The 23,955-nt window shown below is 71.7% G+C and carries 17 protein-coding genes; 5 read left to right on the top strand and 12 right to left on the bottom strand.

Annotation, left to right across the window (positions count from 1 at the left end; genetic code table 11):
- Positions 1–11: 11 nt before the first annotated feature.
- From ACFYM0_RS01905 to ACFYM0_RS01895, 3 genes are read right to left on the bottom strand one after another with little or no spacing between them, the layout of a single operon-like run.
- Positions 12–1,586 (bottom strand): phytoene desaturase family protein, encoded by a 1,575-nt coding sequence (locus ACFYM0_RS01905; RefSeq protein WP_388495583.1) that lies wholly within the window; start codon positions 1,584–1,586, stop codon positions 12–14.
- Positions 1,583–3,709, bottom strand: coding sequence for a tetratricopeptide repeat protein (locus ACFYM0_RS01900; RefSeq protein ID WP_388495581.1), 2,127 nt, complete (start codon positions 3,707–3,709; stop codon positions 1,583–1,585). The genes ACFYM0_RS01905 and ACFYM0_RS01900 overlap by 4 nt, the downstream gene beginning before the upstream one ends.
- Before the next feature lie 34 nt (positions 3,710–3,743).
- Entirely contained in the window at positions 3,744–4,652 is a 909-nt protein-coding gene (locus ACFYM0_RS01895) for an oxygenase MpaB family protein (protein WP_388495579.1), read from the bottom strand.
- A gap of 154 nt (positions 4,653–4,806) precedes the next feature.
- Here ACFYM0_RS01895 and ACFYM0_RS01890 point away from each other — a divergent pair, with 154 nt between their 5' ends.
- Positions 4,807–5,592 (top strand): SDR family oxidoreductase, encoded by a 786-nt coding sequence (locus ACFYM0_RS01890; RefSeq protein ID WP_388495578.1) that lies wholly within the window; start codon positions 4,807–4,809, stop codon positions 5,590–5,592.
- Between the two features lie 3 nt (positions 5,593–5,595).
- Positions 5,596–6,210 (top strand): hypothetical protein, encoded by a 615-nt coding sequence (locus ACFYM0_RS01885; RefSeq protein ID WP_388495576.1) that lies wholly within the window; start codon positions 5,596–5,598, stop codon positions 6,208–6,210.
- A 7-nt stretch (positions 6,211–6,217) separates the two neighbouring features.
- Here ACFYM0_RS01885 and ACFYM0_RS01880 read toward each other — a convergent pair whose 3' ends face one another.
- The 4 genes from ACFYM0_RS01880 to ACFYM0_RS01865 form a co-directional block, all read right to left on the bottom strand.
- Positions 6,218–7,228 carry a quinone oxidoreductase family protein gene (locus ACFYM0_RS01880; protein ID WP_388495575.1) on the bottom strand — a complete coding sequence of 337 codons (1,011 nt, stop codon included), beginning with the start codon at positions 7,226–7,228 and terminating at the stop codon, positions 6,218–6,220.
- A gap of 277 nt (positions 7,229–7,505) precedes the next feature.
- A complete protein-coding gene (locus tag ACFYM0_RS01875; protein ID WP_388495573.1) occupies positions 7,506–9,938 on the bottom strand; it encodes a glycoside hydrolase family 3 C-terminal domain-containing protein in 2,433 nt (810 codons plus the stop codon).
- Between the two features lie 276 nt (positions 9,939–10,214).
- A complete protein-coding gene (locus ACFYM0_RS01870) occupies positions 10,215–12,392 on the bottom strand; it encodes a discoidin domain-containing protein (protein ID WP_388495571.1) in 2,178 nt (725 codons plus the stop codon).
- 341 nt (positions 12,393–12,733) lie between these two features.
- The gene (locus ACFYM0_RS01865) at positions 12,734–14,941 is read right to left on the bottom strand and encodes a discoidin domain-containing protein (protein WP_388495569.1); all 2,208 of its coding nucleotides are present in this window, start codon (positions 14,939–14,941) and stop codon (positions 12,734–12,736) included.
- 465 nt (positions 14,942–15,406) lie between these two features.
- On the opposite strand from ACFYM0_RS01865, the gene ACFYM0_RS01860 reads away from it, so the two are divergent.
- Positions 15,407–15,637 carry a hypothetical protein gene (locus ACFYM0_RS01860; protein WP_388495567.1) on the top strand — a complete coding sequence of 77 codons (231 nt, stop codon included), beginning with the start codon at positions 15,407–15,409 and terminating at the stop codon, positions 15,635–15,637.
- On the top strand, positions 15,624–15,977 hold the full coding sequence (locus ACFYM0_RS01855) for a hypothetical protein (protein WP_388495565.1): 354 nt from the start codon (positions 15,624–15,626) through the stop codon (positions 15,975–15,977). The genes ACFYM0_RS01860 and ACFYM0_RS01855 overlap by 14 nt, the downstream gene beginning before the upstream one ends.
- A 318-nt stretch (positions 15,978–16,295) precedes the next feature.
- Here the strand turns inward: ACFYM0_RS01855 and ACFYM0_RS01850 are convergent, their stop codons facing one another.
- The 4 genes from ACFYM0_RS01850 to ACFYM0_RS01835 are packed head-to-tail and all read right to left on the bottom strand — an operon-like array spanning position 16,296 to position 20,882.
- On the bottom strand, positions 16,296–17,651 hold the full coding sequence (locus ACFYM0_RS01850; protein ID WP_388495564.1) for a GH1 family beta-glucosidase: 1,356 nt from the start codon (positions 17,649–17,651) through the stop codon (positions 16,296–16,298).
- 31 nt (positions 17,652–17,682) lie between these two features.
- Complete coding sequence (locus ACFYM0_RS01845; RefSeq protein ID WP_388495839.1) at positions 17,683–18,522, bottom strand: carbohydrate ABC transporter permease; 840 nt, start codon at positions 18,520–18,522, stop codon at positions 17,683–17,685.
- A 31-nt stretch (positions 18,523–18,553) separates the two neighbouring features.
- Positions 18,554–19,549, bottom strand: a complete 996-nt coding sequence (locus tag ACFYM0_RS01840; protein WP_388495562.1) for a carbohydrate ABC transporter permease — start codon at positions 19,547–19,549, stop codon at positions 18,554–18,556.
- Between the two features lie 13 nt (positions 19,550–19,562).
- Positions 19,563–20,882 carry an ABC transporter substrate-binding protein gene (locus ACFYM0_RS01835; RefSeq protein WP_388495560.1) on the bottom strand — a complete coding sequence of 440 codons (1,320 nt, stop codon included), beginning with the start codon at positions 20,880–20,882 and terminating at the stop codon, positions 19,563–19,565.
- Positions 20,883–21,066: 184 nt separating this feature from the next.
- Here ACFYM0_RS01835 and ACFYM0_RS01830 point away from each other — a divergent pair, with 184 nt between their 5' ends.
- On the top strand, positions 21,067–22,386 hold the full coding sequence (locus tag ACFYM0_RS01830; protein WP_388495558.1) for an ROK family protein: 1,320 nt from the start codon (positions 21,067–21,069) through the stop codon (positions 22,384–22,386).
- A 52-nt stretch (positions 22,387–22,438) separates the two neighbouring features.
- Here ACFYM0_RS01830 and ACFYM0_RS01825 read toward each other — a convergent pair whose 3' ends face one another.
- Positions 22,439–23,794 (bottom strand): ABC transporter ATP-binding protein, encoded by a 1,356-nt coding sequence (locus tag ACFYM0_RS01825; RefSeq protein WP_388495556.1) that lies wholly within the window; start codon positions 23,792–23,794, stop codon positions 22,439–22,441.
- Positions 23,795–23,955 lie beyond the last annotated feature (161 nt).

Below are 23,955 nucleotides of genomic sequence, written 5' to 3'. Positions count from 1 at the left end.
GCCGGGGCCCGTCAGTGCCCCAGCACGGCCATCGCCGCGTTGTGGCCGGGGACCCCGCTGACGCCGCCGCCGCGGACCGCCCCCGCGCCGCACAGCAGTACGTTGCGGTGGGCGGTCTCCACGCCCCAACGGCCGCCACCCGCCTCGGAGTAGGGCCAGGACAGGTCCCGGTGGAAGATGTGCCCGCCGGGCAGGCGCAGTTCGCGCTCCAGGTCGAGCGGGGTCTTGGCCTCGATGCACGGGCGGCCGTCGGCGTCGAAGGCCAGACAGTCGGTGAGCGGCTCGGCCAGGTGGGCGTCGAGCTGGGCGAGGGTGGCGGCGAGCAGCACCTCCCGCGCCCCCTGGTTGTCCTTCTCGAACAGCCGTGCCGGAGTGTGCAGTCCGAAGAGGGTCAGGGTCTGGTAACCCTGTTCCGCCAGCTCGGGCCCCAGGATCGTCGGGTCCGTCAGCGAGTGGCAGTAGATCTCCGAGGGCGGCACGGAGGGCAGTTCGCCGGCGGCGGCCTCCGCGTGGGCCCGGGCGAGCTGCTCGTACCCCTCCGCGATGTGGAAGGTGCCGCCGAAGGCCTCGCGCGGGTCCACCGAGGTGTCCCGCAGCCGGGGCAGGCGGCGCAGCAGCATGTTGACCTTGAGCTGGGCTCCCTCGGGGGCCGGCCCCGCCGGTTCCTCGCCCAGGAGTTCGGCGAGCGCCCGTGGCGAGGCGTTGACGAGCACCACCCGGCCTGCGACCCGCCCCTCGCCCGTCGCCGTACGGAAGGTCACCTCGGCCGGGGCGGTCGTGCCGTCGGTGTCGATGCGCAGCGCCTCGTGCCCGGTGGCGATCTCCGCCCCGGCCGCCAGCGCGGACGCCGCCAGCGCGTCGGTGAGCGCGCCCATGCCGCCGACGGGTACGTCCCAGTCGCCGGTGCCTCCGCCGATGACGTGGTAGAGGAAGCAGCGGTTCTGGGCCAGGCCCGGGTCGTGGGCGTCGGCGAAGGTGCCGATCAGGGCGTCGGTGAGGACCACCCCGCGCACCAGGTCGTCGGCGAACTCCCGCTCGACGGCCCGCCCGATCGGTTCCTCGAACAGCATCCGCCAGGCCGCCTCGTCATCCAGCCGCGCCCGCAGCTCCGTGCGCGTGGGCAGCGGCTCCGTCAGCGTCGGGAAGAGGCGTTCGGCGGCCCGCCCGGTGGTCCCGTAGAAGGCGCGCCAGCTCTCGTACTCCCGCTCCGAGCCGGTCAGCCGCGCGAAGGACTCCCGGGTGCGCGCCTCGCCGCCACCGACCAGCAGTCCGCCCGGGCGTCCGGCGCGCTCGACGGGGGTGTACGAGGAGACCGTGCGCCTGCGCACCTCGAAGTCCAGCCCCAGCTCGCTCACGATCTTGGCGGGGAGCAGCGAGACCAGGTAGGAGTAGCGGGACAGCCGGGCGTCGACTCCCGGGAACGGCCGGGTGGACACCGCGGCCCCGCCGGTGCGGCCGAGCCGCTCCAGGACCAGGACCGATCGGCCGGCCCTGGCCAGGTAGGCGGCGGCGACGAGGCCGTTGTGGCCCCCGCCCACGATCACCGCGTCGTACACGTCGTGCCCAAAGCCGCGCGAGGTCGTCATGGCTCTTGGTAACACACCTGCCCCAGCCGCTCCAGACAGTGCGCCTCGTCGGCGTGGGCCGCGACCGTGTCCGGATGGCCGTCGCCCAGCGACCGTTCGCGGATTCCGGAGAGGTCCCGGTAGACCGGCAGCGCCTGGTCCCAGCGGCCCAGCCTGCCCAGTCCCACGGCGAGTTCGCGACGGCTGACCAGGGTGTCGGCGTGTTCGGGGCCGAGGGTGCGGGCCCGTGCCTCGCCCACCTCCCGGGCTTCGGCCACCGCTTCCTCCCAGCGTTCCAGGCGCCCGAGGTTCACCCCGAGGACGTGCCGGGCGCGCAGGGTCTCCGGGTCGGCGGCCCCGTAGGCGCGGGTGCGGTCGCGGACCAGGTCCCGGAACAGTTCCAGGGCCTCGGCCGAGCGCCCGGTCCGGCCGAGCGCGATCCCGGCCTCGTAGCGGGCGGCCAGGGTGTCGGGGTGGTCGCGGCCGAGCACCCGCTCCCGTACGGCCGCGATGTGCCGGAAGGCCTCCAGGGCCTCCTCCCAGCGTTCGAGGCGGCCCAGCGCGTACGCCACCTCGTACCGGGTCAGCAGGGTGTCCGCGTGCTCCGCCCCCAGGACGGCCGCCCGGTCGGCGGCCACCTCGGCGGCGGCGGTGTGGGCCTCGGAGAAGCGGCCGAGGGCGCCCAGCGCGCAGGCCAGGTTGTGCCGGCAGCGCAGGGTGTCGGGGTGGATCCGGCCCACGGTGCGCTCCCGGGCGGTGAGCACAGCGCGGTAGCCCTCGAAGGCCTCCCGGTGGCGGCCGAGCAGACCCGTCTCGTACGCCGCCTCCTGCCGCGCGGCGAGGGTGTCCGGGTGGTCGGCTCCGAGCACCCGGGCGCGTCCTTCGGCGACGGCCGCGTACTCGGCGAGGGCCTCCTCGGTACGGCCGGCCCTGCTGAGGGCGAAGGCCCGCGTGTGGCCGGCGTCGAGCGCGGCCACGCCCCCCCGAGGATCCTCGGCGGGGCCGGGAGCGTGCCTGAACCCGTAGACGGCGGTCAGCCGGGGGTCCTCGGCCGGACGCGGGCGCACGACGGTCGGCGTGGCCCGGGGGACGGCGCCCGCGGCGACAGGCGCGGCTCCGGCGGCCGTCGGGTGCTGCCCGCTCGGGCGCGCGGCGGTCCAGGAGCCGGTGAGGACGGCCCACTCCCCGCTCGCGGGGCGGGCCTCGATGCCGGCCTTGCGTCCGGCCGTCATCCCTCCGGCCCACTCGGGCAGCGGCGGGTGCGCTCCGTTCGCCGCGCCGGGGCCGAGCCGGGCCTCGACGAGCTGCCGGTGCAGGTGGCGGGCGTCGCCCGGGCGGTCCTCGGGACTTTTGGCGAGCAGGTCGAGCACCAGCCGCTCGAAGGAGACCGGAAGTTCGGGGCGGTGTTCGCGCGGCGGCACGGGCGCGGTGTCGCGGTGGCCTACCAGCACGGACCAGGAGTCGCCGAGGTCGAAGGGCGGGGCTCCGGTGGCGATCTCGTACAGGACGCAGCCGAGGGAGTAGAGGTCGCTTCGGTGGTCCACCTCGCCGCCCGCGATCTGCTCGGGCGACATGTAGTGCGGGGTGCCCATGGCCATGCCGCCGCCGGTCAGCTTCGCGGTGAAGCCGATGTCGGCGGCCAGCCGGGCGATGCCGAAGTCGCAGATCTTCACCGTGCCGTCGGTGAGCCGCATGATGTTGGCGGGCTTCAGGTCGCGGTGGACGACGCCCTGCTCGTGGGTGTAGCCGAGGGCGGCGGCCATCTGCTCGGCGATGTCGACGACCACGTCCACGGGGAGCGGGCGCGCGTCGTTGTCCTCCAGGAGCTGGCTGAGGTTGCGGCCTTCGAGGAGCTCCATGACGAGGTAGAGGGGACCGCCGGCGGCGCTGTCGTCGCCGAAGTCGTGGACGACGGTGACGCCGCGGTGCTGGAGGGAGGCGGCGACGCGGGCCTCGCGGCGGAAGCGCTCGCGCAGCACCTGGGTGAAGTGGGTGTCCTGCTCGGGCCCCATGGGCTTGAGGCACTTGACGGCTACCTGCCGGCCCAGCGACTCGTCGCGGGCCCGCCACACCTCGCCCATGCCGCCGCGGCCGATCAGATCGAGCGACCGGTACCGGCCGTGGATCAGTCTGGACTCCGCCATGTCTTGAAGTCGCCCCCGTGTGTCGCCCTACGCCCTACGCCCTCCCCGGCCGGTCCAGTATGGCCGCTGATGTACGCAGTGTGTACGGCGCGGGCCGGCTCCCGGGGCCCATGCGGCGCATCGCTTTCAAGATGTGACCTGGAGGCAGCTGCCAGCGCAGACCTGCGGGAATGCTGCGCAGCAGGCTACCGGTGAGGCGCAGGCGGCGGGTGACGCTGCGCGGGGCCGGTGCGGGGCGGCCGTACAGCTGGTGCGCCCAGCCGGGGAGGGATCCGTAGGCGAGGGCCGCGAGCGGGCGCCACACCAGGTTTCGGCCAGGGACGAGGAGGGGGTGGATGGGCGGGGCGCAGAGGAAGGCGTCGACGGCGCGGGCGTCGGGTCCGGCGGCGAGCTCGGGGCGGATCCGCTCGAAGTAGGCGGCCAGGGCGGCGGCGTCCCCCGGTACCCCGGACGGGTCGAGGCCGACAAGACGGGCGTTGACGCGGTTCTCGGCCACGTAGCGGTCCGCCTGCGCGGGGGTGAGCGGGACCCCGGAGCGGCGCAGGACGTGCAGGAAACTGTCGATCTGGGCGCAGTGGATCCAGAGCAGCAGCTCGGGCTCGTCCACGCGGAACCGCACGCCGGTGGCCGGATCCGTGGCCGACAGCATCGTGTGGATCTTGCGGACGCGGGCGCCGGCCCGCTCGGCGGCCTCGGTGGTGCCGTAGGTGACGGTGCCGACGAAGTCGGCGGTGCGCAGCAGGCGTCCCCAGGCGTCACCCCCGCCGTGCTCCCCGCTGAAGGCGGAGCTGTTCTCCATGACCCCGCGGACCGCGCGCGGGTGCAGGGCCTGGAGGTAGAGCGCGCGGACCCCGGCGATCCACATGACCGGGTCTCCGTGACACTGCCAGGTCACGGAGCCGGGGCCGTAGAGCCCCGGATCGGGGCCCGCGTTCTCGTCCATGCCCCGCTCCTCCCCCGTCGCCCGCCCCGGTACACCGTGCGGGGCGCGCGGGTCCGGCATTCCACCGGACTGCCGCGCACATGCCCGCGCGCGCCACTAGGCTTTCCCGCCGGCGGACCGCACCCGCCTCCCCTCGGGACGCGGAGGCACGGTCATGCGGACGGAACGTCCAGGACGTACGGGACATACGGGATGTGCGCAATGCCCGGGACGGCTCGAAGGGCAGACCGCCGTCGTCACGGGCGGTTCGTCCGGCATCGGCCTGGCCACGGCCCGGCGCTTCGCGGAGGAGGGCGCCCGGGTCTTCGTCACCGGACGGCGGCCGGAGGAACTCGCCGCGGCGGTACGCGACCTGGGCCCGGCCGCCGTGGCCGTCCGTGGCGACGCGTCCCGCGTCGCGGATCTGGACCGGCTCTACGCGGCGGTCGCGGCCGCGGGCTGCGGGGCGATCGACGTGCTGGTCGTGAACGCGGGCGGCGGCCCGGCCGGCGGGTTCGCCGAGTTCACCGAGGAGCAGTTCGACGCCACCTCGGACCTCAACTTCCGGGGCGCCTTCTTCACCGTCCAACGGGCCCTGCCGCTGCTGCGCGACGGCGCCTCGGTCATCCTGCTGGGCTCGGCCGCCGGCTCCTCCGCGTCCACGCGGTACGGGGTGTACGCCGCCACGAAGGCGGCCGTACGGTCCCTCGCGCGCAGCCTCGCACTGGAGCTCGCGGGGCGTTCCATCCGGGTCAACGCCCTCAGCCCGGGCCCGATCGACACCCCGGCCCTGGCCGGCGCCCCGGCGCACGTACGCGAGCGGGCGACCGCCGGAGTTCCGCTCGGCCGGGCCGGGCTCCCCGAGGAGGTGGCCGCCGCGGCCCTGTTCCTGGCTTCGGGCGAGAGCAGCTTCGTCACCGGGATCGAGCTCTTCGTGGACGGCGGTGCCGGCCAGGTCTGAGCCGTGACCAGCGGGTTCGTGTGGCTGAAAGTGACCGTACTGATCGACGGGGACGGGAACATGACTCACGACGACTACGCCGTACGCTGCGAGGAGCTCTTCGCGGTGGGCGGCTTCGCCAAGGTCCGGAGCATGGCCGAATCCGGCCTGTCCGAGCTCGGACCCGACCCGGCCCTCCACCGGTGGCTCGGACTCGCGCACGCCGCGGAGGACGAGGACGACCACGACGCGGAGGCGGAGGCCGCCTACACGGCGGGGCTCGCACGGTGGCCCGACGACCTCGGCCTGCTCGTCTCGTACCTGGAGCTCTGCCTGCGGGCCGCGGAGGTGGCGGCCGCGCTGGAACTGCTGACCGGCCCGTGGCGGGCACCGCTGCGGCTCATGGTCCGTCACCGGGTGGCCTCGTACGTCGTCACCTTCGTCTTGGTCCTGGCCACCAACAAAGCGCTGGTGCTGAGCGGGGCGTTGTCCTACAGCGTGTGGGGCTGGCTCTGGTACATCCCCCTCCTCCTGGCCGACGCGAAGCTCAGGCAGGCCCGGCGGCAGGCCCGGCAGCGCGTGATCGCCGCGGTGGAAGCACGGCACGCCGAGACCAGCACCTCTTCCGCCGCGGCCTGACCCGCGATCAGCTCTGCGTCTCCCCGCGGCGTCCAAGAGCGGCCGCATCGGGTAGGACGAGCAGCTTGCCGGTGGTACGCCGAGCCTCCAGATCGCTGTGGGCCCGGGCGGCCTCGGACAATGCGTAGCGGCCCGTCACGGTGACCTCGAGCGCCTTGGAGCGCACCCACTCGAACACATCGGCGGCCCGTCGGAGCAGTTCGGACCGGTCGGCGATGAAGTCCCCGAGGCTGGGCCGGATCAGGGTCAGCGAACCGCCGTGGGCGAGCCGAATCGGATCAAACGGCGGCACGGCACCGCTCGCCGCGCCGAAGAGCACGAGATGGCCGCGGGCTCGCAGGCTGGCGAGGCTCGCATCGAAGGTGTGCGCGCCGACGCCGTCGAAGACAACCGGCAGTCCCTGACCGCCGTTGAGCCGCCTCACCTCGGCTGCGAGATCGTCGACCGCGGAGGAAAGGATCACCTCGGCGGCCCCGGCACGCTTCGCCAGCTCGGCCTTCGCCGTGGTCGACGTCGTGCCGATCACCCTGCCGCCGAGATGGGTGATGAGCTGGGTCAAAAGCAGCCCCATGCCACCGGCAGCCGCATGCACGAGCACCGTGTCGCCCCCCTGAACCGGGTAGGCGTCCTTGACGAGATAGTGCGCGGTCATGCCTTGGAGGAGCACGGCGGCGGCTGTCTCGAAGCCGATGTCGTCGGGCAGCGGCACCAGCCGGGAGGAGTCCACGACGGCCCGCTCGGCATACGTGCCGGGAATCTCCACCCAACCGACCCGGTCCCCGACTGCGACGTCAGCGACGCCGGGTCCGACTTCGACGACCGTGCCGGCGCCCTCAGAGCCCGGGGTGAAGGGCAGCGGGAGGCTGTACCGGCCTTCGCGGTGGTAGACGTCGAGGAAGTTGACCCCGGATGCGGCGACCTCCACGACCGCCTCGCCCGGACCCGGCCGCGGCTGGTCCACCTCGGCCTCCCGCAGCACCTCGGGACCGCCCACTTCGTACACCTGAATCGCTCGCATGGTTCTCCAATAACGGCTCATCCCCACCAACCCCGTTGATGGCTCATCCCCCACCAACCCCGTTGACGGCGATCCGATTCCCGGCAAGCAGACCGGCCCGCCGCCCCCGCCGAGAGCCGACACGCCTGCTGTGCACCCGGGCCCGGGACAGGAGACCGAGGCCGTCAAGGGTCGACGAATGCACCACCCGCCGCTTCCGCACCGCCGTACGGCCACCCGCCGTAACCGGCGCAGCCTCCGGCAGCGCCTACGGCGAGATCCACGGCGGACGAGAAGACTAGGCCGCCCCGAGGGTCAGCCCCCCTTCCCACGCCAGGTCGCCGGCCGAGCGGCCCACCATGATCCGGTACGTCCCGGGCTCCGTGCGCCAGACCTTCTCGGTTTCGGACCAGTGACGCAGCGCGTGCGCCGGAACCCGCACGGTGGCCGTCACCGAAGCGCCCGGTTCGGCGTGGACCGCGGCGTAGCCCGCGAACCAGCGGACGGGCCGCTCGACGGTGGATTGCGGACGGGCGAGGTATACCTGCACGACCTCACGGCCGGGCCGGCTGCCCGTGTTGCGCACCTGTACGCGGACCGTGAACGGGGAGCCCGCCACCGCTTCGTCCGGGGCGTGGACCGCCTCGTACTCCCAGCCGGTGTAGCCGAGGCCGTGGCCGAACCAGTAGGCGGGTTCCTTCCCGGTGCGGAGCCAGGCCCGGTGACCGATGTGGATGCCGTCGTCGTAGGCGAGCCGGCCGTCGACGGGCCGGGCGTGTGTGACGGGTGCGTCGGTCAAGGCGGCCGCCCAGGTGGTGGGGAGGCGGCCGCCGGGCTCGGCGTCCCCGAACAGGACGTCGGCGAGCCCGGATCCCGCCTCTTGTCCGGGGAACCAGGTGAGCAGCAGCGCACCCACTTCGTCGCGCCAGGGCAGTTCGACCGGGCCGCCGCTGTTGACCACCGCGATCGTGCGCGGGTTGACGGCCGCCACGGCGCGGACCAGCGCGTCCTGGTGGCCGCCCAGGGAGAGGTCGCCGCGATCGTGGCCCTCGGTCTCGGTGTGCTCGGTGGTGCCGACGACCACGATCACGGCGTCCGCGTCGCGGGCCGCCCCGACCGCTTCCGCCAGCGCGGCCGCCGCGTCCGGCTCCGGTGGCGCCGCCGCGACGATCGTGGCGCGCCCGGCTCCGGGGACCAGTTCGCGCCGGGCCGTCAGAAGGACGGGTTCCGTCGAGTCCACGGTCGCCCGCACCGTCTGGCGCGGCGGGTTCACATGGACGATCGCCGGGTCGTCGGTGGTGCACGGGAACTCGCCGTCCAGCACGGCCCGGCCGCCGAGGGCGAGGCTCATGCGGCCGAAGCCGGCGACGGCGAAGGTCCATTCCCCCGTCGCCTGAGGCCGCAGGAGCGCGCTGATCTCCACCGTTCGCGCGGCGGGAACCACGGGCGGCTCCAACTGCGTTCCGGACAACCGGTGTTCGGCGTGGAGCTCATGCCCCGCCTCGTCCAGGAGGCGCACCAGCACACCGGGCTCCCCCGATCGCGGGTCGCTGCACCAGCCGGTACCGAGGGGCGCGGGGGGCACGCCCAGTCCCGGACCGGGTACGTACACGACCCGGGCCAGACCGTCCAGCCGGGCTCGAATCCCGTCGAGGGGCGTGACCACCCGCGCGGGGAAGACTCCCGCGCTGCCTCCGCCCTGCACCCGCGGGGAGCCGGCGTGCACGCCGATGACGGCGACCTTCCGCAGGGAGGCCGGCGCGAGCGGAAGCACCCCGCGATTGGCCAGCAGCACGGATCCCGCGGCCACGGTACGGCGCAGCAGCATCCGGGTCCCATCCGACCCGAACGCGGGGGCACTCGGGCGCCGGTTCGACTCCAGGGCCCCCACCCGCAGGGCCAGCCGCAGCAGGCGCCGCACCTTCTCGTCGACGGCCGCCTCGGGGACGTGGCCGTCCTCCACGGCCCGGACGAGCATCACCTCCCACGGGCCCTGCGGTCCCGGCATGGCCAGGTCCAGTGCGGCGAGCGCCGGTTCCCTGGTCGAGCGCAGGGCTCCCCAGTCGGAAACCACCACCCCGTCGAAGCCCCAGTCGCCCTTGAGCGGTTCGGCGAGGAGCGGACTGGCGGTCATGGTCGCGCCGTTCACGCCGTTGTACCCGGCCATCACCAGCCACACGCCCGCCTCGACGGCAGCCTCGAACGGCGCCAGATACACCTCGCGCAGCACCCGCTCGGAAGCCCGAACGTCCACGTGCATCCGCCCGGTCTCCGAATCGTTGGCCACGTAGTGCTTGGCCGTGGCCGCCACCCCGGCCGCCTGGATGCCCCGGATCAGCGCCGCACCCGTGCGGCCCGTCAGCACGGGATCCTCCGAGAAGCATTCGAAGTGCCGGCCCCCCAGCGGAGTGCGGTGCAGGTTGAGCGTCGGCGCGAGGACGACGTCGACCCCCTTGCGGACCGCTTCCGAGGCGAGCAGACCCCCCAGCTCCTCGATCAGGCCCTCGTCCCACAACGCGCCGATCGCGGACGCCGAGGGCAGCAGGGCGGAGGTGAGCCGCTCGTCCCAGGCTTCGCCCCGCACCCCGGCGGGGCCGTCGGAGGTCACCATCTCGCGCAGGCCGATGGCCCGCTCGCCGGCCGTCCGCCATGTCGTGGCCCCGGACAGCAGCCGCACCTTCTGCACGAGGTCGAGCTTCTCCAGCAGTCGATCGAGCATGTCCTCGCTCATCCCCACCCCATTCACGTGATCCGCCCCTCACTTACGGGAGAGCGCTCTCCAAGCTTGCGTGTGTCCCGCACGCACGGTCAAGTCCCCTTTGCGCCCACACTTTTGACACGACGGAAGGCCCGGCCCGCCCCGTCGCGAAGACGGGGCGAGCCGGGCCCGTACGGAGGGCCGGCCGGGTCAGGGCGGCCGGTACTCCGCGTTCAGTACCGCGCCGCGGCCCGCGTGGTTCCGGTCAGGAGCAGCGCGGAGACCCGCAGGGGACGCACCGTCACCGGGTCAGCTGTAGACGCCGAACTCGTGGAGGGAGTAGCCCCAGCCGGTGCCGCGTGCGGTCAGGTTCAGTCGCACGTGGCGGGCGCTGGCCGACACGCTGATCGTGTCGATGTCGCCGTTGCCGGTCGTGGTGGTGTGGACGGTGCGCCAGTTGGCGCCGTCGTCGGAGACCTGCACCTCGTAGGACTTGGCGTACGCCGGGTCCCAGACCAGCTGCAGGGTGCGGATCGCCTTGGAGGCACCGAGGTCGACACTGATCCACTGGGGGTCGCTCCAGTCGCTGGCCCAGCGGGTCCCGGTGTTGCCGTCGGTGGCGTTGCCGGCGGGGCAGGGGCAGTCGCCGTAGGAGGCCTGCGAGGAGGAAGCGGTGGCGGGCCTGTTCAGGGCCAAGTTGGTGCCGCTCACCGGCGGGGCGACGACCTTCACCGACTTGGTCTCGATGCCCGCGTTGCCGCGGCCGTCTTCGGCCTGGATGTAGACCTTCCAGACGCCGAGCTTCTCCGGGGCGGTCACCGCGAAGGTCCCGTTGCCCGTGGAGCGCCACTGCGCCTCGACCAGGCGCTTGTCGCCGTTCGCGTAGTTGCCGCTGAGGAAGACCTTGTACGTCAGCGGGTCGTTCTGCGGGTCCGTGATGTTGGCACGGACGGTGAACTCGCCGCCGGCCGGGGCGTTGGAGGCCTGGTCGACGACCATGTTGCCGACGACCGGCGGGGTGTTGTCGCCCGCGATCGACCCGGTGTACGCCTTCTTCACCGCGTAGTACGAGAGCCTCCTGAGCCCGTCGGGCAGCAGGTTGAACCAGATGCCGCCGAAGTCGTGCTCGATGCCGTAGTGGAACATCGTGGCGCCCAGGGCCACGCCCTGATGGCCGGTGACGCAGTTCCAGGCGGTGGTGTACCCCTCGGCGGTCTGGACGTCGGTCTTCTGGTCGGGGATGCCGTTCACGTCGTTCGGCACCTCCCACTCGCCGGCCGGCCCCGTCTCGGTGATGATGTAGGGCTTGTTGTAGCCGCCGTCCACCCAGTCCTGCTTCACCTTGCAGATGTTGCCGTAGGAGTTCATCGAGTAGAGGTCGAGGTCCGGGGCGTTGCGCTTGTAGTACGGCCACGCCCCGGTCCAGGCGTCGGTCGAGGTGACCGGGTGGTCCGGGTCGATGGTGTGGATCTTCTTGGCCACGTCGTTCACGAACGTGGTGTAGGCGTTGCGCTGCGCCTCCAGTTCGGTGCCGCCGTAGCAGTTCTGCAGGCCGAGGACGGACTCGTTGCCCACGTTCCACATGAGCGTGGCCGGGTGCGACTTGTAGGTGTCGACCCACTTCGCGAACTCGGTCAGCATGTTGCTCTTGTACGCCGCGTCGGTCACGTAGTTGACGCAGCCGCCCGAGCCGGGGCCGCCGCCGGGCTGCAGCCAGAAGCCGTTGACGACCCGGATCCCGTTCGCCGCGGCCGTGTCGAGCAGCGGCTTGCTCGACGCGTCCGTGCCCCAGGTGCGGATGGTGTTGACGCCCATCGACTTCACATCGGGCATGTACTTCGGGGCGTCCGCGAAGGACGGGCCCCAGGTGAGGCCCTTGACCGTGTACGGCTGCCCGCCCACGGTCAGCTGCCAGTTGCCCTGGGAGCCGGCCACGCGCACCGCGCCCTGGGCCGGGGGTTCCACCGAGGTGGTGCCGTAGACCTGGAACTCCCAGAGGGAGTAGCCGTAGCCGCTGGAGCGGACCAGGCCGTTCATCCGTACGTAGCGGCCGCTGCCGGAGACGGCGATCTCGTCGGTGCCGCCGTCGCTGCCGGTGACGGATTTGGCGGTGCGCCAGTTCGTCCCGTCGTCCGAGACCTGGATGTCGTAGTTCTTGCCGAACGCGCCCTCCCAGGTGAGGACGACACGGCTGAGGCTGCGGACGGCGCCGAGGTCGACCTGGATCCATTCGGCGTCGCGCCACTGGCTGGCCCACCGGGTGCCGGTGAGGTTCCCGTCGAACGCGGCGGCCGCGGAGTAGCCCTCGCCCTCCTGGGAGGAGGCGGTGGCCGGCTTGCCCTGGGAGAGCAGGGTTTCCGCGGCGCCCGCGACCGGCGCGGAGACCAGCGTGAGGGAGGAGGCGAACAGGGCTCCGAGTGCGACGAGGGCGGACGCGGCGCGCGTGCGGCGGGGTGGGGTGCCTGTGGAGGGGGGACGGGTCAACATTGCGGCTCCTGGTGTCAATGGCGGTGGGAACTGACCAGCTCTCCCGTGGGGGCGCCTCGCCCGCGAGACAGCGCTCTCTGTGTCGACGGGCACGGCCCTGCCAGGTGCTCGGGCCTCGCTCCGGACGGGAATGCCGGGCTGGTCGATGGGTGCTCAGGGCCCCTGGGCCGGGGCGCGGAGGTCGGTTCACCCGGCCCAGGGGAGTTGAGCCCGGCTCCGTCGGGTCAGCGGAGCCGGTGGAGCGGTGGTGCCCCCGGGCCGCGGCGGCAGGGCGGAAACCGGGCCCGGGGAGTTGGGGCCGGCTCCGCCGGTCGGCGGAACCGGTGGGGAGGGACGGCGGCTCAGGGGAAGGAGACCACCGTCGAGGGGACCGTCGAGGTGCCCGCGGGAACGGTGGATGCCCCGGTGTCGTTGATGACGTGCTCGTAGTGGCCGTTGCCGCCGAGCGACACCGTCAGGAGGCTGTGGAACTTGACGCCCGGCTTCACGGGGGCCTTGAACCCGTGGTCCTGGCGGATGTTCGGGTCCACGTTGTAGTTGCAGTAGCTGCCGAGGCCCCAGGCTTCGTGGGTGGTCACCGAGTCGTCGACCCGGTAGGCGGCGTAGCCCTTGGTGGCGCCGTTCTGGATGGCGGCCTGGTTCGGGGCGTCGTACGCCTTCTCGTTCTGGTAGAAGATCGTCTTTCCGCGCTCGCCGAACCACTCCACGTCGTACTTGTTGAAGTGCTCGACGAACAGGCCCGTGGCCAGGACGTCGTCACCCGTCACCCGCACCCCGTAGTCGGCGCGGTTGGTCTCCCAGCCCACGCCCTCGCCGTGGTCGGCGCGCCACACCCAGGTGTGGTCGACGATGGTGTCGTCGCTGTTGACGACCATGCTGGTGGTCGCCTTGCCCGCGCCCGCCCCGCCGACGCGGATGTAGACGTCCTGGACGGTCGTCGGGTTCGCGGCGTGGTCGGCGGAGGCACCGGCCGGGCCGACTTCCAGGAGGGTCGGGGAGTTGACCGGTCCGGCGTCGATGAGGAAGCCGGCGAGCCGGACCCCGTCCACGTCGGCGACCTTCATGGCGGTCACCCCGTTGTCGGGGATGACCGTGGCCAGGCCCAGGCCCAGCACGATCGTGCCGGGCCGGTTGACGTTGATGGTCTGGTCGACGTGGTAGATGCCGGGCGTGAACAGCAGGTGCAGGCCCTGGGCGAGCGCGCGGTTGATGGTGGCGGCCGTCGCTCCGGGCTTGACCACGTAGAACTTGCTCAGCGGGACCGACTCCCCCTGGGGCGTGCCGCCCGCCCAGGTGGTACCGCGGGCGTTGGTGCGCTTGGCCGGCGCGAAGACCTTGTACTCGTTCCCGTCCAGGTAGAGGAAGGGCTTCTCCCGGGAGACGGGGGTGGTGTCGAGGGTGGTGTAGCGGGGCTCCGGGAAGGAGTTGGCGGGAGCACCCTCGACGCCGGAGAAGGTCATGTTCCACACGCCGTTGGTCCAGCCGCCGATGGTGCTGTCGCGGGTGTACCACTGCTGCTGCGAGTACGGGCCGACCGTGCCGTCGACCTTGCTGTCGGCGATGTAGCCGCCGCTGGCCCAGCCGTACCCGGCGGGGGCGAGGTTGAGATCACCCTTGACGTGCATCCGGCGGAAGGAGGCCGCCTGGGACACCGCCCAGCGGTTGGTGCCGCTGACCGGCTTGACGGCGAAGTTCTCCGCGGCGCGCCAGAAGTTCTGGGTGGCGTTGCCGCCGAACCAGCCGGCGTCCACGGTCACGTCGCCGTTGAAAGTGGTGTCGTCCGGGTTCAGGCCGAGTCCGGCGATCTGGGTGTAGAAGCCGATCTGGGCGTTGATGTTGTCGTACGTGCCCGGCTTGAACAGGAAGGCGTGCCGGCCGCTGCCGAACTGCGCCGACTCCTGCTCGCGGAAGACCTGGTCCAGCTTGTCCTGGATACCGGGGGTCGCGGGGTCGATGACGTGCACGTTGGGGCCCAGGTCGCCGCCGCCCGGCAGGGTCGGGCCGCCGCCGTCGCCCCCGGTGGTACCGAACACCTTGAACTCCCACAGCGAGTAGCCGTAACCGGTGGCCCGGGTGACGCCCTGCATGCGCACGTAGCGGGCGGTCCCGGTGATGCCGACGGTTTCGGTGCCGCCGGAGCCGGTGGCCGTGGAGTAGGCCGTGGACCAGTCGGTGCCGTTGGTCGACAGTTCGATCCGGTAGGCCTTCGCGTAGGCGGCCTCCCATTGCAGGACGACCTTGCTCAGCGCGGTCGCGGCGCCGAGGTCGACCTGCAGCCACTGGGCGTCGGAGGCCGCGCTGGACCACCGCGAGCCGTTGTCGCCGTCGACCGCGTCGGCTGCCGGGGTGCCGTAGTGCTCCTGGCTGGAGGCCGTGACCGACTTGCCCTGGGAGAGCAGCGGCGGCTCGGCCGAGGCGGCGGGGGCCGCCGGCGCCAGCGCGAGCAGGCTGCCGAAGAGGGCGGTCGTGACCGCCCCGGCGATCCCCCTCCGGGTGGAAACTGGACGTCGTCTGCGTGGCGACGCATCGACGGGTATGCCAGTGGGCATCGGTGCTCCTTTAACGAACCTGAAACGGGAGAGCGCTCTCCAGACCTTGCCCGTAACGCGATCGACCGGTCAAGGAGCTTGACCACTTTTCTTTCGTCTTTCATTAAGTGGCGAGGTGGGGATGGGTGGCCCCGCGCGGCACAGGGGGCCGATCCCACCAAGCCGGATCGGACCCTGCGTGCACATCTCTTACGGTCCGTCACCCTGGCGTAACAGAAGGCGAGTTCGGGGCGGATGAACCGCGAGGCGGTGCGCGAGGGGTCCGGGTGCGAGCGGACGGGCCCGGGGCCGGAGGATGCCGTTCGCGAGGCGGGGGTGTCGCGGGGCGCGGTGCCACGCGATCCGGCCCGGCGCCCGGTGCCGCGCCACGCGCGGGGCCTGCCCGTACGACGCGCACGGCCCGTACGACGCGCACGGCGGGACGCTCGGCGTGCTGAACCGACCGGGTCCGCGCACGCTTGATGCATGGCCGACCAGGCACAGGTCACCGTCCACCCCGTCGCCCCCACGGGAGGCCGACGGGTGACCGCACACGTGCACGGCAGCGATTCGCCGCTCGGCGTGGCCCACGGCATGTCCGATGTGGCCGAGTTCCTGCGACGGGCGGGCTGGCTCAACGAGGAGGAGTGGCCGCCGATCACGTGGCGTGGCGGCGGGCCCGCGGTCTGGGGAGGCGAGCCGGATGCGGAAGCGTGACGCATGGCGGCAGTGGGGCGTGCCGCTGGAGCCGCCGCAGAGCCTTCTCTACCCTCCGACGGGCCGGCCCGTCGACGACAGCCACCGGACGATGATCCTCGACTGGGCGGTCAACCAGTACATCGCCAACGGATGGCGCGTGGAGTCGCGCTCCCCCACCCAGGCGGTGCTGGTCCGCGGGGAACGGGTGAACCACGTCCTGCACGCCGTCCTGACCGTGTTCACCTGTCTGCTGTGGGGCATCGTGTGGCTGGCCGTCGCCGCGATCAGCAAGGTCGAGCGGGTCGCGCTCACCGTGGACCAGGGCGGACGCGTACAGGCCGTCCAGGGACCCGGCTGAACCCGGACGCACGACAGCCCTCCCGTGGGGAGCCGGGAGGGTGCCGGGCCCGGGATGGTCCGGAGCCACACCATAGGCAGCGGAACGGGCAGGCCGGTAGGCATATGACAGGGTAAGTTCCGGATGCTCCATCCGCCGGGCACGGCCCGGCGCCCGGCCGGTCGTCCCGGCCGGGCGTTCCGCGTGGGTGGGACCTTCCGGGCGTTCCGCGTGGGCGGGGCCGCCCGTGCCGGCGCGGGACGGAGGCCGCCCGGCACCGGGCAGGGCAGGGCAGGGCGGAGCCAGGCAGGAGCCGAACGAGACGGCCTGGCCGCCGGATTACGCGTGGAGCCGGCCGTGGCTGCGGACGATGTCCGCGTAGCGGCGGCCGCTGGACTTGACGGTGCGCTTCTGGGTCTCGTAGTCGACGTGGACGAGGCCGAAGCGCTTGTCGTAGCCGTAGGCCCACTCGAAGTTGTCCAGCAGGGACCAGGCGTAGTAACCGGCCAGCGGAGCGCCCTGGCGGACGGCGCGGGCACAGGCTGCCAGGTGCTGCTCGAGGTAGGCCGTACGCCCCGGGTCGTCGACCGCGCCGTCGGGGCCGACCGTGTCGGGGAACGCGGAGCCGTTCTCGGTGACGTAGAGCTTGCGCACCCCGTAGTCGTTGGTGAGGCGCAGCAGCAGGGATTCGATGCCGTTGGCGTCGATCTGCCAGTCCAGGCCCGTGCGCGGCACGTCCGGGAGGCGGACCTCGCGGGCGAAGGGGACCGGGCCGGCGGAGTCGTTGGCGACGGTGGCGGGGAAGTAGTAGTTGAGGCCGTGCCAGTCGAGGGGCGCGGCGATGGTCTCCAGGTCGCCGGGGCGCTCGGGCAGTTCCACGCCGTACAGCGCCCGCATGTCGGCGGGGAAGCCGCGTCCGTAGACCGGGTCGAGCCACCAGCGGTTGGTGTGTCCGTCCATGCGGACGGCGGCGGCGAGGTCCTCGTGGTCGTCCGTGGCGGGTACCACCGTGGAGTGGTTGGTGACGAGGCCGATCTGCGCGCCGGGTGCTGCGGCACGGATGGCCTGGGTGGCCAGGCCGTGGCCCAGCAGGAGGTGGTAGGACGCGCGGACGGCGGCGGTCAGGTCGGTCAGACCGGGGGCCATCCGGCCTTCCAGGTGGCCGATCCAGCCCGAGCAGAGCGGTTCGTTGAGGGTGGCCCACTGGGTGACGCGGTCGCCGAGCCGCTGCGCGACGGCGGAGGTGTAGGTGGCCAGGTGTTCGGCGGTCTCGCGGACGGTCCAGCCGCCGCGGTCCTGCAGGGCCTGGGGAAGGTCCCAGTGGTAGAGGGTCACCGAGGGGGTGATGCCGGATTCCAGGAGCCCGTCGATCACCTTGTCGTAGAAGTCGAGGCCCCGGGCGTTGACCGGTCCGGAGCCGTCGGGGACGATGCGCGGCCAGGCGATCGACATGCGGTAGGCGTTGGTGCCCAGCTCCTTCATGAGGGAGATGTCCTCGGGCCACCGGTGGTAGTGGTCGCAGGCCTCGTCGCCGGTGTCGCCGTTGTCGACCTTGCCGGGCGTATGGGAGAACGTGTCCCAGATGGACGGCCCGCGGCCGTCCTCCTTGACTGCTCCCTCTATCTGGTACGCGGAAGTGGCCGTGCCCCAGGCGAAGTCCTGGGGGAAGGCGCCGAGGTCAATGGAATCCGACACAGCAAGCCTTTCGAAGATCAATGGGAGGGGGCTACTTGACGGCGCCGGCGGTCAGCCCGGTGACGAGGTAGCGCTGGAGGAGGAGGAAGCCGCCGACGACGGGCAGGCTCACGACGAGCGAGGCGGCCATGACCTGGTTCCAGTACACGTCGTTCTGGGTCGAGTAGCCCTGCAGGCCCACCGCGAGGGTGCGGGTCGCGTCGTTGGTCATCACCGAGGCGAACAGCACTTCGCCCCAGGCGGTCATGAAGGCGTAGACGGCGACGGCGACGATGCCGGGGATCGCGGCGGGCACGATGACGCGGAACAGCGCGCCGAGCGGACCGCAGCCGTCGACCTTGGCGGCTTCGTCGAGGTCCCTGGGGACCGAGTCGAAGTAGCCGATGAGCATCCAGATCGAGAACGGCAGCGAGAACGTCAGGTAGGTGAGGATCAGCCCGGCGCGCGAGCCGAACAGCGCGATCCCGGTGGCGTTGCCGATGTTGACGTAGATGAGGAACAGCGGCAGCAGGAAGAGGATGCCGGGGAACATCTGCGTCGACAGCACCGTGACGGTGAAGACGCGCTTGCCGCGGAAGGAGTAGCGGCTGACGGCGTAGGCCGCGAAGATCGCGATGATCACGGAGAAGACGGTCGCCGCCCCGGCCACGATCAGCGAGTTCATGAAGTAGTCGCCGAGGGGGACGGTCTTCCAGATGTCGAAGTACGGCTGGACGGTCAGGCCCGAGGGGATCCACTGGAACTTCCCCGACACGTCCTGCAGCGGCTTCAGCGAGCTGGAGATCATGACGTACACCGGCAGCAGGACGAACCCGGTGAGGAGCGTCAGGAACACCAGCCGGCTCACGAGGAACGACTTGGGGGGCGCCATGGGCGACCGGGAGGCAACCGCCTGAGTGTGCCTAGGCATCGGTGGCGCTCCTTCCTCGGGAGGTGAACAGGAGGTAGAGGCCGGTCACCACGAGCAGGAACAGCAGCAGCAGGACGGACATCGCCGAACCGGTGCCGAAGTTCCAGGTCTGGAACGAGGACTGGTAGATGTGGATGGAGATGAGGTCGGCCGAGGCCGGCGCCGATTTGCCGAACAGGACGAACGGCGTGTTGAAGTCGTTGAACGTCCACAGGAACAGCACCAGGATCAGGACCTGGTTGACCGGGCGCAGCGAGGGGAGCGTGATGCGGCGGATCTGCTGCCAGACGCCCGCTCCGTCCAGGGCCGCGGCCTCGTAGATCTCGCGGGGGATGTTCTGCAGGCCGGCCATCATGATGAGGAAGGCGAAGGGCCAGCCCTTCCAGACCGAGACGACCAGCAGGGTGATGAAGGCGTTGTCGCCGATGAGCCAGAACGGCGGGCTGTCGGTGAGGCCGAGCTGGTCGTGGATGACGTGGTTCACCAGGCCGTTGTCGCGCTGGAACATGAAGGCCCAGGTGATGACGGCGGCGTAGACGGGCAGCGCGTACGGCACCAGGAAGATGGTGCGCAGGATGCCCCGGCCCTTGAACGTCTCCTGCATGAAGATCGCGGCCGCCGTGCCGATCAGCCAGCACAGTCCCACGGAGAAGAAGGTGAACAGGCACGTGGTGAGGAAGGAGCTCAGCAGTGCCTCGCCGACCGGTGCGTCGAAGTCGACGGTCAGGGAGTAGTTGTCCAGGCCGGCCCAGGGCGCGTTGCCCCAGTCGCGGAGGTAGAACTGGGTGAGTTCCTTGAAGCTGACCACGATGCCGATGACCATCGGGATCAGGTGGACCAGGAGTTCGAGGACGAGTGCGGGGAGCAGCAGCAGGTACGGCAGGGAGATGCGGCGGAGCCGCCCGGAGCGGCGGGTGCGCGGCGCCGCTCCGGGGTGGTTCTTCCGTACCGTCCGCTTGCCCGTGCGCGGGGGGGCGGTGGTGGTCATGAGGTATCCGTGCCTACTTCTTGGGCATCTGCTGCTGGGCCTTCTCGAGCTTGGCCTTCACCGACTCCAGCGTCACCGGACGGCCGGCCGCCGCGTCGGCGAAGAGCTCCTTGACCGCGGTGCCCACCACCGTCTCGAACTGCGACTCCTCGGGGACCTGCGGCAGGGCGGAGGCGCTCTTGGCGAGGGTGTCGCGCAGGACGGACAGACCGGGGGTGTTGAACGCGGGGTCCGTCTGTGCGGACTTCACCGGCGGGATGGAGCCGTAGGCCTTGTTGAGGACCTTCTGCTCCTCGTCACCGGTCATGAAGTTCACGAACTTCGTTGCGCCGTCGAGGTTCTTGGTGTTCTTGAAGACGGCCATGTTGATGCCGGCCACCATGGAGTTGGTGGACGTGCCCGTCCCCGGCGCACCGGACTGGACGGGCGCGGGGACCACGCCCCACTCGTCCTCCTTCATGCCCTGCGCGGCGAAGGTGGCCGACGCGGTCTGCCACAGCACCATGGCGGTCTTGCCCTTGGCGAAGTCGCTCAGTGACTGGTTCTGGGAGTACTCGGCGTTGCCCTTGGCGACGATCTGCGCGTCGGCCATCAGGTCGACGTACTGCTTCACGGCCTTGACGGCGCCGTCGGAGGTGAAGTCGGCCTTTCCGTCGGCGGTGAAGAAGTCCGCGCCGTGCTGCTTGCCCAGGACGAAGACCTGGTGGATGTTGTTCGACAGGTTCGAGCCCTCGACGCCCAGCCCGGCCTTGCCGTCCTTGGTCAGCTGCTTGCCCGTGGCGATCACCTCGTCCCAGGTGGTCGGCGGCTTGGTGACGCCCGCGTCGGCGAAGGCCTTCTTGTTGTAGTAGAGCGCGTAGGCCATGGAGTACAGCGGGACGGCCGCCGGGTCCTGGCCCTGGACGCCGGTGGAGCCGAGCGCCGACTCCACGAACCGGTCCTTGCCGCCGATCTTCTCGAAGTTCTTGGCGTCCCACGGGAGCAGCGCGCCGCTGGCCTGCAGTGAGGCGCTCCAGGTGTTGCCGATGTTCAGGACGTCGGGGCCCTGACCGGAGGTGGTCGCGGTCAGGATGCGGTTGAGCAGGTCGCCCCACGGCACGACCTCGAGCTTGACCTTGATGCCCGTCTGCTTCTCGAACTTGTCGAGCTCGGGCTGGAGGACCTGCTTGTCGACCTCGAGGCTCGATCCCTGGTTGGAGGCCCAGTAGGTCAGCGTCTTCGGCTGCTCGTTGGACCCGCCCCCGCCGGTGGAGCCGCCACCGCCGCAGGCGGCCGCCCCGAGGACGAGGGAGAGGGTGACGGCGCCTACCGCTGCGACTCTGATTCTGCGCATGGCTCCATGGGCCTTTCAGGAAGGAACGGGATGCCGACTGCGGGGTGGGGGGCGGACGTTCCGCGGTTCGCCCCCAAAACCACATGGCTTAATTTAGGATGTGAGTTAAACCTCAAGCGAAGGACTCGTCAAGAGCGTTCACGCAGGTATCTTGCAGTCATGGGCATCGAAGACAGGGGACAGAGTGCGAGTACGTAGCGGCCGAACAGTGCGTGACCTGCGTCGGGAGAACCGGACCGCCGTTCTGCAACGGTTGTATTTCGACGGTCCCCTGAGCCGCTTCTCGCTGGGTCCCGCCACGGGGCTGAGCTCCGGATCCATCAGCAACGTGGTCGCGGAGCTGGTCAACGACGGCCTGGTGGAGGAAGCCGGGAGCGTCGAGTCGGCCGGCGGGCGCCCCAGGACCCTGCTCCGCGTCAGCCCGACCAGCGGCTACATGATCGGCGTGGACGTCGGCGAGACCCGCATCCGCATCGAGCTCTTCGACCTGACCCTGACCGAGCTCGCACGCGTGGAGCGTCCCCTGGAGGCGGCCGGGCCCCGCCGCATCGACCGCTACGACGTCGCCGTCGTCGTGCGGCACCTCCGCGAGGGCATCGCCGAGGTCCTGCACCGGGCCGGCATCGAGCCCGAGCGGCTCCTCGGCGTCGGCATCGGTGTTCCCGGCATCGTCGCCAGGACCGCGGACGGCGCCGTCGTCCACGGCCAGACCATCGGCTGGGACGCCGTCCCCCTGGAGCGGATGCTGCGCGACTCCCGGCTCTTGCCCGAAACCGTCCCCTACTACATCGACAACGGGGCCAAAACCCTCGGCCAGGCCGAAATGTGGTTCGGCGCGGGCCGCGGGGCACGCAACGCGGTCGTCGTGCTCTTCGGGTCGGGTGTCGGCGCCTGCGTGGTCAGCGAGGACACCCGCACCGGACGCGCCATCGAGTGGGGCCACCTGACCGTGCGCGTCCGCGGGCGCCGCTGCCGCTGCGGCGCCCAGGGCTGCCTGGAGGCGTACGCGGGGGCCGAAGCGCTCCTGGAACGCTGGGTCGAGGCCGGTGGGCGCCCGCCGGCCGCCGCCGACGAGGAGACCGCCCTGACCGCGATGCTGGCCGCCGCCTACCCGGCGCCGGGCCCCGACGGCGCCGGTGTGCGGGCCGACACGACGGCCCTCGCCGTCCTGGAGGAGACCGCCGAGTACCTCGGCGCGGGATTCTCCGACCTGATCAACCTCTTCCAGCCCGAACGCATCCTCGTCGGCGGCTGGGCCGGCCTGCAGCTCGGCACCCGCTTCCTGGACTCCGTACGGTCCTACGCCACCTCCTACGCCCTGTCGTATCCGGCCGCCAACGTCCGCATCGACCTGGGAACCTTCGGCCCCGACGCCGTCACGGTCGGCGCGGGAATCCTGCCGCTGGCCGACTTCTTCGCGCGCGGCGGCCACGGCGCGGAGCCCGAGCGCGAGGAGCCGCTTCCGGCCTGGCGCACCACACTGCAGGAGCGGGCGGCGCACTGAACCGCCGGCCCGCCCCGCACCCGGCGAGGCGGGCCGGCCGACGCGAGGGGAGCTACCTCTCCAGAGGTGCGATCCCCTCCCCGGCCGGAGACACCCGGCGCCCCGCATGGTCGAAGACGTACAGCTGCCCAAGATCGACCAGCAGCGGGATCTGGGCCCCCACCCTCACCCTGACGTGCGGCCCCGTGCGCACCACGAGGTCGCTGCGCACCGCCCCCAGCCGCTGCGCGGCGACACCCGCGTCCGGCCCCTGAGCGGATTTCGGCGGCGCCTCCATGAGCGCCACCGATCCGGACAGCCGTCCCACGGCCCGGTCCCTGAGCCGTCCGAGGCCGCCCCGCTGCCGTCTCAGGCTTGCGCGCCCGGGAGCGGCCGGGTGCCGCGCCGACTCCAGGTCAGCCACCACCGCGGGGCGCGAGCCCGTGTCCACGTGCACCAGCGCCTCGTGCCCCTGGTACTCGACGTGCTCGACGATGCCCGTCATCGCCACCTCGCCGGGCCGCGCCTGGCTCGGCGGGGCGATCCTGACCGCCTCCGACCGCAGGCCGACGATGACGGGACGGCCCTGCTGGATCCGCAGCAGCTGGTGATCCGTACTGAGGGGCTCGGGAAGGGGGAGCCGGTGCCGTCCCAGGTCGATCCACATCCCCGCGCCCAGCGGCGCGTGGACCACGGCCTGGAGCAGGCTGATGCGGGGGGTTCCGATGAACGCGGCCACGAACACGTTCGCCGGCAGGGCGTAGGTGTCCCGGGGCGAGCTGACCTGCTGCAGCACGCCGCCCCGCATGACCGCCACCCGGTGTCCCAGGGACATGGCCTCGGACTGATCGTGCGTGACGTAGACCGTGGTGACACCCAGCTCGGAGGTCAACCGGGCGATCTCGGCCCGCAGATGGCCGCGCAGCTTCGAGTCCAGGCTGGAGAGCGGCTCGTCCATCAGGAACACCGACGGCTTGCGGGAGATGGCCCGGCCCATCGCGACCCGCTGGCGCTCGCCGCCCGAAAGCTGTCCGGGGAACCGGTCGAGGAGGTCCTCGATGCCCAGCATCCGGGCCGTGGCCTCCACCTGCGGATCGTGGTCCCCGCGGGGGTCGCGCAGCTTCAGCGGGAAACCGATGTTGGCCCGGCCCGTCATGTTCGGATACAGCGCGAAGCTCTGGAACACCATCGCGATGTCCCGCTCGCTCGGCGGCATGTGGTTGGCGTACGCGCCGTCGAGGAACAGCGCGCCCTCGGTGATGTCCTCCAGCCCCGCGATCATCCGCAGGACGGTGGACTTGCCGCAGCCCGAAGGGCCCAGCAGAACCAGGAACTCGCCCGGCTCGACGGTCAGCGAGACCCGCTCGACGGCAAAGGAGTTGCGCCCGTACCTCTTGCTGACATCGCGCAACGCGATGGAACGACTCATAACGATCCGCCCGGAGCTGGGATTGGTGAAGTGAGAGGGAGGTGGGGTGAGTTGAGGTCAGAAGTTAGCCCAGGCCAACCCGTGAGGGAACGCCTTGGCGCAACATCGACGAATCGAGCCCCGGGCAACCCCCTCGGACGGCCTGTTCCACTCCTGCGGCG

The sequence above is a fragment of the Streptomyces sp. NPDC006487 genome (assembly GCF_042870555.1).
In the GTDB taxonomy this organism is placed as follows: Bacteria; Actinomycetota; Actinomycetes; order Streptomycetales; family Streptomycetaceae; genus Streptomyces.
The sequence above is the reverse complement of the archived record's forward strand: the minus strand, read 5'-3'. Positions and strand labels throughout refer to the sequence as shown.

Excerpts from the sequence above, each read along its gene's own strand:
- ACFYM0_RS01865 (WP_388495569.1), bottom strand. The coding sequence starts at position 14,941 with ATGCCCACTGGCATACCCGTCGATGCGTCGCCACGCAGACGACGTCCA.
- ACFYM0_RS01870 (WP_388495571.1), bottom strand. The coding sequence starts at position 12,392 with ATGTTGACCCGTCCCCCCTCCACAGGCACCCCACCCCGCCGCACGCGC.
- ACFYM0_RS01890 (WP_388495578.1), top strand. The coding sequence starts at position 4,807 with ATGCGGACGGAACGTCCAGGACGTACGGGACATACGGGATGTGCGCAA.
- ACFYM0_RS01845 (WP_388495839.1), bottom strand. The coding sequence starts at position 18,522 with ATGGCGCCCCCCAAGTCGTTCCTCGTGAGCCGGCTGGTGTTCCTGACG.
- ACFYM0_RS01895 (WP_388495579.1), bottom strand. The coding sequence starts at position 4,652 with ATGGACGAGAACGCGGGCCCCGATCCGGGGCTCTACGGCCCCGGCTCC.
- ACFYM0_RS01840 (WP_388495562.1), bottom strand. The coding sequence starts at position 19,549 with ATGACCACCACCGCCCCCCCGCGCACGGGCAAGCGGACGGTACGGAAG.
- ACFYM0_RS01900 (WP_388495581.1), bottom strand. The coding sequence starts at position 3,709 with ATGGCGGAGTCCAGACTGATCCACGGCCGGTACCGGTCGCTCGATCTG.
- ACFYM0_RS01825 (WP_388495556.1), bottom strand. The coding sequence starts at position 23,794 with ATGAGTCGTTCCATCGCGTTGCGCGATGTCAGCAAGAGGTACGGGCGC.
- ACFYM0_RS01880 (WP_388495575.1), bottom strand. The coding sequence starts at position 7,228 with ATGCGAGCGATTCAGGTGTACGAAGTGGGCGGTCCCGAGGTGCTGCGG.
- ACFYM0_RS01905 (WP_388495583.1), bottom strand. The coding sequence starts at position 1,586 with ATGACGACCTCGCGCGGCTTTGGGCACGACGTGTACGACGCGGTGATC.
- ACFYM0_RS01875 (WP_388495573.1), bottom strand. The coding sequence starts at position 9,938 with ATGAGCGAGGACATGCTCGATCGACTGCTGGAGAAGCTCGACCTCGTG.
- ACFYM0_RS01835 (WP_388495560.1), bottom strand. The coding sequence starts at position 20,882 with ATGCGCAGAATCAGAGTCGCAGCGGTAGGCGCCGTCACCCTCTCCCTC.
- ACFYM0_RS01855 (WP_388495565.1), top strand. The coding sequence starts at position 15,624 with ATGCGGAAGCGTGACGCATGGCGGCAGTGGGGCGTGCCGCTGGAGCCG.
- ACFYM0_RS01860 (WP_388495567.1), top strand. The coding sequence starts at position 15,407 with ATGGCCGACCAGGCACAGGTCACCGTCCACCCCGTCGCCCCCACGGGA.